The following is a 9,790-nucleotide window of genomic DNA, read 5'->3' on the forward strand; positions in this document are numbered from 1 at the left end:
CGCAACCAACCCCCATATAACACTCCCCATACTGCACTCCTGCTATTACCATATGTTCAGGCTATAGCCGTCAACCTCCCGTGTTTTCAGACAATTAACCTTGCTTTTATCAGGGAAAAATCGGACTCATGTCATCATAATATGCTACCAGCCATCCTTTGGGTTTCATTTAATAGAATTTTAAACTGGAAAATAATTTTTATTTGGATAAAAAAATCACCAATTCCAACAATACAGAATAAACCGACACCGGTTTTATTTTGCTGACACTTTTACACTGTTTCATCTTATCACAGCGGGAAATACTGGAAAAAATACGCTGGCTCACTCATAGTGAATATAGAGAAAACGTCAACATCAATTACAGTATGTTTAAATAATGTAGCGCGTTATTATGCCCAACATTCAGGGAATCATTATATTGGGCGGTAAGAACAAAGGAACGTTTAAACAAAAAAACAAAATTTTTCAGTAAACTAAGGCGTACCCACCTCAGTGAGGTACTACCATTTTCATTATGTTTACTAATTAACGTCTTTCACCTCAAACCACATCCAACAATTAATCTTTCTCGTTAATCAATAAAATAATTTTTTAACCAAAATCAGGTTATCTAATTCAAAAAATCTGCCTTACTGGCGTGAAATTTATTATTTCATCATCGAAATAGAATAAAAAATGGTAGCAGATTCAAATTTATTACTCTTCGATTCAGCATTCTGTTACATCGGCGAAGCCAGTATGTTGGGAGTAACGTTGGAGCAGTCCTGCTGCTGGCGCAAATCGCTCGCCATACTGTTTCTGCAACGATAGCAGCGTGTCCACCACCGTCGCCACACCTAATTGATTCATATAGTGAAACGGACCACCCAAAAATGGCGGAAAACCTATCCCCATCACCGCCCCCATATCACCATCGCCCGGACAGCGAATCACGCCCTCATCCAGACAACGCACCGACTCATTCAACATCATCATGACGCAACGTTGTGCAATCAGCGCCGGCTCCAAATGCGCCTTTGGCGTGACATCCAGCAATCGATAAATTCGGCTGTCGGATACCTTGCCCTGACGCCGCCACAGGCTGCACAACCGCTCATAACGAGACTTTTCGTAACGATAAAAACCACGGCCATTCTTACGGCCCTTGCGGTTATCTCGTGCAATCGCTTCCAGCGCTGGCGGGGCGCAAAACCGCTCCCCCAGTTCCGCCACCAGCACCGGTACAATCTTCATCGCCACATCAATACCAACCTCATCCAGCAAGGTAAACGGACCGACCGGGAAACCAAAGCGAACCAACGCCCGATCAATCGACTCCACCGGTTCGCCTTCGAGCAGGCAGTGAGCGGCCTCATTCAGGTAAGGTGCCAAAATGCGATTAACGTAAAATCCGGCTTTATCCGCCACCACAATCACGGTTTTTCCCTGCTTTTTCGCCAGCACCACCGTGGTGGAGAGCGTCTGCTCGCCAGTCCCGGCATGGGGAATCACCTCAACCAGCGGCATCTTGTCCACCGGGCTGAAATAGTGCAGGCCGATCACCTGTCCAGGGCGACTGGCATCAGCGGCAATCTGATGAATCGGCAACGACGAGGTATTGGTGGCAAACACGGTATGCGGCGGCGTCATTGCTTCGACTTCCCGCACCATCTGTTGCTTGAGTGCCATATCCTCAAATACCGCCTCCACGACCACATCAACATGCTCAAACCCCCGGTAATCGGTGCCGCCGGAAAGCAGGCTCATTTGTCTGCGTTGTTCCGCAGGCGTCATGCGACGACGCGCAACCTGCTTGCTTAATCGTTGCCAGCTGTGGTTCAGCGCCTGAGTGATGCCTTGCTCATGAATATCTTTAATCCTGACCGGCAACTGACCGTTAAGCGCGGTAACACCGGCGATACCACCTCCCATCAAACCGCCGCCCAGTACGCCAACCCGGCGCAATGGACCGGGTGCAACTGATGCCCCCGGATCTTTTTTCAACGCCGTGGTGGTAAAAAACAGTCGCCGCAACGCCACGGACTCCGGCGACATCACCTGTTGGCCAAAAGCGTGGGCTTCAGCCTGATAACCCGCCTGACTCCCCTGTTCCAGACCACGACGCACCACCTCAATGATGCGCTCCGTCGCTGGGTAATTGCCCTGCGTTTTTAGGCGAGTCTGCCGGCGCACCCGTTCAAACAACCAGCGGCGCACGTACGGCAGCATCAGTAACCGATGCCGCCAGCCGGGTGAGGTGGTTTGCCGTTTACCACGACGGATGAACCCCAGCGATGCCTCCAGCAATACACCCGGCGGCACGACATCGTCCACCAGCCCGATCCGCCGCGCCTGAGCAGCCCGCAGTTGTCGCCCGGTCAATATCAATTCCAGCGCCTGATCCACGCCTATCAAACGCGGAAGTCGTTGGGTTCCGCCCGCCCCCGGCAATAATCCTAACTGTACTTCCGGCAACCCAAGGCGGGTACTGTCGTCCGGCGTGCAGAGGCGATAATCGCAGGCCAGTGCCAGCTCCAACCCGCCGCCCAGACAAGCGCCATGAATGGCGGCGACCACCGGGAACGGCAGACGAGCGATCATCTCCAGTGTTTCCTGACCGGTTTTAGCCAGCTGCTGTGCTGTCGCAACATCGGAACAGGCATCCAACATGCCGATATCCGCCCCGGCGATAAACGACGCAGGTTTGCCAGAAAGAATAATCAGCCCCTGCAAGCCACTGTGCTGAACGGCTTGCGCCAGCACCGCACGCATTTGTTCAGCAAATTCCGCTCGCAGGGTATTCACTTTTTCACCGGGAACATCCACGGTGATAATCCCAATATGATCGGGGCGTAATGTCAGTTGGAAAGCGGCTTGTAGGTCATGTTCACTCACCTGGCTCATCAGCATCCGTTCGGTCATTGCGTTACCTCCAGCACCATGGCTGCCCCCAGTCCACCTGCTGCGCAAGCGGTAACCAGCCCCAATCCCCCGCCCCGTCGGCGCAATTCATGCAATGTTTGGGTGATCATACGTGCGCCGGTTGCGGCAAACGGATGTCCGTAAGCAAGCGAACCGCCACGGACATTAAAGCGCGTCCTGTCCACCTCGCCCAGCGGCGCACTACGCCCCAGCGTATTACGGGCAAATTCGGCGCTGGCAAACAGATGCAGATTAGCCAGCGTTTGAGCGGCAAAGGCTTCATGCATGTCAATCAACGCCAGATCATCGAGCTGAATCCCCGCCCTATCAAGCGCCAGCGGAGTGGCGTAAGCCGGTCCTGCCAGCATGTCCTGCTGTACCGCAATGGCGCTAAATGCATAGCTGCGCAGGTAACCAAGCGGCGTCAGTTTCAGTTCGCTGGCGCAAGATTCGCTCATCAGCAACACGGCGGCGGCGCCGTCGGTTAACGGCGAACTGTTGCCAGCGGTGACGCTGCCGTAGCGGCGATCAAAGGCAGGTTTAAGACGGGAGTACTGTTCCGGTGCGCTGTCACGACGAATCGTGTTGTCTTCATTGATGGCTTGTTTATAGGGTGGCACCCAGGCGGTCATCACCTCATCACGCAGTACGCCATCAGCCCAGGCTTGCGTAGCGCGCTGATGGGAGAGATGGGCAAAGGCGTCTTGCTCGTCACGACTGATACGATAATCTTTCGCCATCTGCTCAGCGGTATCCCCCATGCGCAACCCGGTGGAATACTCCGCTACGGCGGGCGCCACCGGCAGTAAATCCCGTGGACGCAAACGGCTGAACAGCGACAACCGCTGGCAGAGCGTTCTGGCACGCGACAGGTCTACCAGCGTTCGCGCCAACGCCTTGCTAACGCCAATCGGCAGCACCGAAGCCGAATCGGCGCCACCAGCAATGCCGATGTTGATAGTACCGGCCAGAATACTTTCCGCCACGTTAGCGACCGCCTGAAAGCTGGTGGCGCAGGCACGGGAAACGCTGTAAGCATCGGTATGCACGCTCATGCCGCTGCCCAGCACGATTTCACGCGCAATATTAGGTGCTTCGGGCATCTGAATTACCTGCCCAAACACTAGTTGCTCTACCTGCTCCGGCTCAATGCCGCTACGAAGCAGCAATTCATTAACGACCAGCTTACCCAATTCCAGCGCCGGAATCCCATGATAAGCCGTTGCCTGCCGGGCAAACGGTGTTCTCAATCCACTGACAATCGCAATGCGATCACCGCGCCGGGTGAGCAGCGGCGTAACGTCGCGCATAACCATGAAGTCCATCCCTTTTCAGAGACCGATTGGGCCTGAACTCATTGTTAACCCGAAGATCACATTATGCAAACAAACCGATATCAAACAGCGAGCCTCGCCACGCTTCCCGCACGCATCCACCGCCGGAAATAAGGCAACTAAAGGTAATCCACGCAGAGGGAATTAATGAAATTGAACGTGGTGGGGAATACGGCCTCGCTCAGCGAATCAGGCGCAAAGCGAGGTCGGGTGTGCGGTTAGCACGATAGAAGGGCAGTTAGCGCAAGCCCAGTTGGAAGATCAGGGTTTCTGCCTGGCAACTGAACGTGAAATCCATATCCAGTTTAACCCCCCCTTCCGCTTCAGACAGGCGAGCATCAATCCCGCAAGGTTCAGACTCAACCGAACGGGCTTTTTCCGTCAATTGCTGTTGTGTTTGTTCCGCGTCGCTGCGGCTGGTAAATACACGGCTATAGGAAGCGGTGCAGTCGGTGTTATCCATTACGGTTCCCACATCCACACAGCAACAGGCGGCAGTTTCTTCCGCGCTACATTTGTTAATCGCATTTGTCATGGCAAAACTCCTCTACGGCAACAGCCGCTTCCACAGTTGGAAGCAAGCTATCAATCCAGTCCGGCTATCAATGTAATCTGGCTCCCATTTTACTCACCCCGACCGTCTATCACTAGCACTTACCAATTAAAGGGTTACCACGTGACCACCATCACAATTTTTCGTTAACTTTCAATTAAATGAGCTAAAAAACTCAAATAAAATCACACAATTTGTTAACCAGATCTAATTTCTTAATCATTTTTGCAACATTTACGGAACCAAAATAAAACATTTCGTGTTTTTACTTTTATACTTCTCGCAACTGGTCTGATTTGTCAGCCCACTAGCCCCCCCTACAATGCGCGTCCCTTGTTACACGCTTAACAAAAATTACAAACGTTCAGTGAGGTTTCGGTCATGAGCCAGAAAGTCCTGTTAAAGAAAACATCACTTGCTGTGGCGCTGGCGCTAATGGCATCCAATGCAACCGCTGCCGGTTTCCAGTTGAATGAGTTTTCCTCATCCGGTCTGGGGCGCGCCTTCTCAGGTGAAAGCGCCATCGCAGACAACGCCGCCTCCGGCAGCCGCAACCCGGCAACAATGACGATGTTTGATCGTCCGACCTTTTCCGGTGGCGTGACCTATATAAACCCGGACATCGACCTGCGCGGCAGCAGCAGCACTGGTCGCGACGCCAGCGCCAGCAACATCGCGCCACACGCCTGGGTGCCCAACCTGCATTTCATTATGCCGCTGAACGACCAGTGGGCAGTCGGCGCTTCCGCTACCACCAACTTCGGTCTGGCAACTGAATTTAGCGATGACTTCAGCGCCGGCTCCATCGCTGGCAAAACCGACCTGAAAACCTCTAACCTGAACCTGAGTGCCGCCTATCGCCTCAATCAGCATTTCAGTTTTGGTCTCGGCGTCAACGCCGTGTACGCCGATGCCAAGATTGTGCGTAATGCGGGTGAAGTTGCCCCTGCGCTGCGAGTGACTCCGACCGCTGAAATCACCCATATGGATGGCAAGGAATGGGGTTATGGCTGGAACGCCGGCGTGTTGTATGAGCTGGATAAAAACAACCGTTTCGGCCTGAGCTATCGTTCCAAAGTCGATATCGACTTCAACGGTTCCTTCAGAAGTGCTCTGCCGCCAACGCTTCGTGGCACCAACGGCGTCACCATCCCTGCCAGGCTGACGCTCAACCTGCCGGAAATGTGGGAGGTCTCCGCTTACCACCGCGTTGCCCCACAATGGGCAGTTCACTACAGTCTGGCCTACTCCAGTTGGAGCTCGTTCAAGGAGCTGCGCGCCACCGACAGCAACGGCCAGCAACGATTCCAGAAAGATGAAGGTTTCCACGATGCCTACCGCATTGCGCTGGGAACAACGTACTACTACGACAATAATTGGACATTCCGTACCGGTATCGCGTTTGACGACAGCCCGGTTCCGGCTGATAAACGCACCATCTCTATTCCAGACCAAGATCGTCTGTGGCTGAGCGCAGGCACCACTTACACCTTTAATAAAGACATGTCGGTCGATGTGGGTGTGTCTTACATGCACGGCCAAAAAGTTACTATTCACGAACCCGGCGTTGCAGCTAACCTGCCCTCTTACACCTTTACTTCTGAAGGTCGAGCGTGGCTGTATGGCGTGAACTTCAACTACAGTTTCTAACCGTTCGCTTCACCCCGTTCGTAACAAAGGCCGCAATTGCGGCCTTTGGTTTTTATCAAAGCGGATTGTGTATTTCAGCTTCACTGATGCATTCGTGGCAACAGGCACCCGAAGGTGCCCTTGCAATACTAAAAACACGTAGTTAACTCAAAACCACTTACTTACCTGAATCAATTTCGTCCAGGCTGCCTTCAATCGCTTTGGCATTCGGGTTAACCACGGGAACAGACTTACCGCCGTTAGCCAGAAAATCATGCCGCTGAAAATAGGCTTCCCGCACCATCAGATACGGGTCGGACGAATTGTGCAGCAACGCATCGGAATCCAGCAGACGGGCGCGGGTTTCCAAACCTTCCACGACCCATTTACCGGCAGACATCCAGAACGTGAGATAACTTAATGGCGGATACAACGTATCCACGACCCCGCCACCATCTTCACGTAGCGTTGCACTGCCATAACCAGGCAACACCACATAAGGCCCGTAACCCACCTGGTAATATCCCAACGTGCTGCCGAAACGGTGCGGTTCACCTTTCGCCAGTTTGGGATTCGCCATCGCCGCAACATCAATCAGGCCACCCATCCCCAACAACGTATTGAGGAAGAAACGGTTGAGGTGAATCATCGCCTGATAGGGTTTCCCTTCGGCAAAATAATTCACCATGGTGGCAGGCTCGGACAAGTTGACAAAGAAATTAGTCAGTCCATTACGCGCAGGCTGTGGCATATAATCACGCCATACAACCGCTGCCGGGCGCGCTACATAGGGATCCAGCACATTATAGTTAAAACTGAACATGGTACGGTTGAATCCTTCCAGCGGATCCGAACGTTGCTCCGGCGCTGGAGTTTTGGAGCTGGCACAGCCGGCAAGCACCACGCTCGCCAATACCACACCACCCAGACGAAAATTCATAAAGTATCTCCCTGATGAGCTTTCATGAGGTTCGTACGACCTGCCTTCGTACCGCAGCGCGCAAAACCACATGCTATCATTTTAATACACCGGGTTCTGGTTTACCCGTGCCGCCTGCGGCGGTCTGTTGGAAAAATTGCACGCCTTTAATAACGATGCCAGACGTGGCGCGCCTCTCATCAGCGCTTCAGAATCGTCCGGTTCATATCGGATAGCCTTGTGCGAAAAATAATCGCCATCCACACTGCCGGTTGACGCAACGGTCAACATTGAAGAGATGTGGATACTGCATCAAGCACCGGTGTTATTCCAATACCTATTTTGCGATCACAGCCGAATTCAGCGACTTGCACCATCAGCCTTCCCCATGTCAGAGCTTTCAGAAAAACGGAAGATATCATGATTAAGGCAGGTATTCAGGTCAAAACTGGTGGCAGATTGAGCAAACGCACCGACAAGTGCTTATAGAAGCAACCAAATCGGGTATAATGCGGCGCCGGTCTGGTCCCCATAGTTAAATGGATATAACAAGCCCCTCCTAAGGGCTAGTTGCAGGTTCGATCCCTGCTGGGGACGCCATCGCCCCGTCTCACACCTTCTCAGTAAGTCTAAAAATCCTTTAAAAATAAATAAAAAGAAGAAAATCCAGTCTTACCCCATCCAACGAAAGCCTATAGAAGCCCGGCAACTATGTGTATAAAATTGTGTATATGACAGGTTCGATCTTTTTTCTATACACCTATGCTGCTGACTGACATCAAAATCAAAAAGGCCAAAACCCAGGATAAACCCTATACCCTCAATGACGGCAATGGGCTGTCTTTGCTGATCGACAGCACCGGTACGAAAGGCTGGCGTTTCCGCTAACGACTTGCCGGTTTCGGCCTGCTTCAGGGCAAACGCAATCTGTTCTTCGGTGAATCGCGACTTTTTCATGCCGGATGACCTCTTTTTTACGGAGAAAATGGGCCGAAAACTCTACCTTACGCGGTACTGAACAAAGGGAAGAGTATCTAAGAGTGGTTTGGCGTTAAGAGTGGTTTGGCGTATAGACAGTGCCCGGTCATGGTGATCTCACTCTCTCAAGCCCAGGCGGTTAACTTCCTAATTTTGTAATAAATCCAGTAAGACGGGAATATGGAAGAGTTAGTTCGCATTATTACTTTTCCAAATAAAATATTTTATAGTTAAAACTATACGCCAGTGTTACTTTATGGCAGGTAATTAATTTTATTTATCAAAAACAAGAAAAATCTGTAAGAATCCAATCGCGCCCGCAGATTTATAAACAGGATAAAACGCTGAATGCATCCAAAAAAAAAATAGAACATTATATTTAATATCTATACCCAAAATAATTCGAGTTGCAGGAAGGCGGCAAGAGAGTGAATCCCGATGAGCTTACTCTAGTAAGTGATTCGGGTGAGCGAACGCCGCCAACACACCTGCAACTTGAAGTATGACGGGTATATAATTATCTCTTTGCTGACAGATCATAATATCAGTTTTGTTTTTTCTGCTCAAAATGCAACAAAAGATAAATAAAAATTTCACCTATGGTTTTCATCTAAAATAAATAGCAATGAAATCAAATTATAAAGAAAGAATACATAAATTACAAAAATTCAAATAATCAATAAATTAAAAAATCAAATCCCTATCTAAAAAAATACGTGATAGCCATCACATTTTTGGTTTTTATTTCCCTTATTGTTTTAGTGGTGCGCACACGGATTTATCTCTCGTAGAAATATATTTTCCACCTACTCAAATAATGAGGTAACAAATGGAACGCATTATCGAAGTAGCACCAACCAAGATCTCTGAAATTCGTGGTTACATGGCAAACAGTGGTGTCGACTGTGCCAGTGGAACTTGTGACTGCGGTGGTGGCTTGGGTATTTCTTCAGAAGATGTACTAACTAAAGAACTTGAAGAAATTTCAGAAGACTTCTTTCTTTAAGTGATAAAAAGGGCGGCCAGTGGCAGCCCTTTACCAAATGTAAGGATAAGAAGTATGCTCTATAAATTTTCAGAACCATATCGTGCTTACCTTTACTTCCCTTATCTCATAAATTTTAAAAAAGAGTTACAAGGACTTCTGGAAAGTTTTGGTATGTCACATCTGGATTACACAGATATAATGCTGACTGTTTCAGAGACGTTAGATCAAATTCATCTTCCTGATTTCGTGGTCAGATTCGATACGTGGCTAAAAAACCAGTCGCCATTAAACACTGACAGATATATTTCTTATTTCAAAAACAATGACAATAGTTGGAAATCAGGTATTAGAGGAAATAACAAATTTATTGACACATTATCATTAAATATTTGTGCAAGCACTATATCAAACATTAATAGTTTTCTGAAAAGGTTGAGCTCGGACCATACTTTACTTATCGATTATTTTAATTGTCCGCCACTGAA

Annotated in this window: 7 protein-coding genes, 1 tRNA gene and 1 pseudogene; 5 read left to right on the forward strand and 4 right to left on the reverse strand. The window is 49.9% G+C overall.

Annotated features, from left to right (window positions below; all coding sequences use genetic code 11):
• Window positions 1–711: 711 nt before the first annotated feature.
• The 3 genes from fadJ to Dpoa2040_RS16595 form a co-directional block, all read right to left on the reverse strand.
• Entirely contained in the window at window positions 712–2,904 is a 2,193-nt protein-coding gene (gene fadJ, locus Dpoa2040_RS16585) for a fatty acid oxidation complex subunit alpha FadJ (RefSeq protein WP_168641960.1), read from the reverse strand.
• The gene (gene fadI / locus Dpoa2040_RS16590) at window positions 2,901–4,214 is read right to left on the reverse strand and encodes an acetyl-CoA C-acyltransferase FadI (protein ID WP_168641967.1); all 1,314 of its coding nucleotides are present in this window, start codon (window positions 4,212–4,214) and stop codon (window positions 2,901–2,903) included. Before fadI ends, fadJ begins: the two co-directional genes overlap by 4 nt.
• 262 nt (window positions 4,215–4,476) lie before the next feature.
• Complete coding sequence (locus Dpoa2040_RS16595; RefSeq protein ID WP_168641961.1) at window positions 4,477–4,773, reverse strand: YfcZ/YiiS family protein; 297 nt, start codon at window positions 4,771–4,773, stop codon at window positions 4,477–4,479.
• Between the two features lie 399 nt (window positions 4,774–5,172).
• Here Dpoa2040_RS16595 and fadL point away from each other — a divergent pair, with 399 nt between their 5' ends.
• Window positions 5,173–6,441: a long-chain fatty acid transporter FadL gene (fadL, locus tag Dpoa2040_RS16600; protein ID WP_168641962.1), complete on the forward strand. Its 1,269-nt coding sequence runs from the start codon at window positions 5,173–5,175 to the stop codon at window positions 6,439–6,441.
• 157 nt (window positions 6,442–6,598) lie between these two features.
• Here the strand turns inward: fadL and mlaA are convergent, their stop codons facing one another.
• Window positions 6,599–7,360, reverse strand: a complete 762-nt coding sequence (gene mlaA, locus Dpoa2040_RS16605; protein WP_042871844.1) for a phospholipid-binding lipoprotein MlaA — start codon at window positions 7,358–7,360, stop codon at window positions 6,599–6,601.
• Window positions 7,361–7,864: 504 nt separating this feature from the next.
• Here mlaA and Dpoa2040_RS16610 point away from each other — a divergent pair.
• The 4 genes and pseudogenes from Dpoa2040_RS16610 to Dpoa2040_RS18280 all read left to right on the forward strand — a co-directional run.
• Window positions 7,865–7,939, forward strand: a tRNA-Arg gene (locus Dpoa2040_RS16610).
• A gap of 162 nt (window positions 7,940–8,101) precedes the next feature.
• Window positions 8,102–8,224 (forward strand): annotated as a pseudogene (locus Dpoa2040_RS16615) (integrase arm-type DNA-binding domain-containing protein); the annotation flags it as partial.
• A gap of 922 nt (window positions 8,225–9,146) precedes the next feature.
• Complete coding sequence (locus Dpoa2040_RS16620; protein ID WP_168641963.1) at window positions 9,147–9,323, forward strand: hypothetical protein; 177 nt, start codon at window positions 9,147–9,149, stop codon at window positions 9,321–9,323.
• Between the two features lie 54 nt (window positions 9,324–9,377).
• On the forward strand, window positions 9,378–9,790 hold a 413-nt coding region (locus tag Dpoa2040_RS18280), incomplete at its 3' end, for a hypothetical protein (RefSeq protein WP_210423987.1).

The sequence above is a fragment of the Dickeya sp. CFBP 2040 genome (genome assembly GCF_012273755.1).
In the GTDB taxonomy this organism is placed as follows: Bacteria; Pseudomonadota; Gammaproteobacteria; order Enterobacterales; family Enterobacteriaceae; genus Dickeya; species Dickeya poaceiphila.

What these genes read in the sequence shown, in the direction of transcription:
- fadJ (WP_168641960.1), bottom strand. Translation starts at nt 2,904, where the DNA reads ATGACCGAACGGATGCTGATGAGCCAGGTGAGTGAACATGACCTACAA.
- fadI (WP_168641967.1), bottom strand. Translation starts at nt 4,214, where the DNA reads ATGCGCGACGTTACGCCGCTGCTCACCCGGCGCGGTGATCGCATTGCG.
- Dpoa2040_RS16595 (WP_168641961.1), bottom strand. Translation starts at nt 4,773, where the DNA reads ATGACAAATGCGATTAACAAATGTAGCGCGGAAGAAACTGCCGCCTGT.
- fadL (WP_168641962.1), top strand. Translation starts at nt 5,173, where the DNA reads ATGAGCCAGAAAGTCCTGTTAAAGAAAACATCACTTGCTGTGGCGCTG.
- mlaA (WP_042871844.1), bottom strand. Translation starts at nt 7,360, where the DNA reads ATGAATTTTCGTCTGGGTGGTGTGGTATTGGCGAGCGTGGTGCTTGCC.
- Dpoa2040_RS16620 (WP_168641963.1), top strand. Translation starts at nt 9,147, where the DNA reads ATGGAACGCATTATCGAAGTAGCACCAACCAAGATCTCTGAAATTCGT.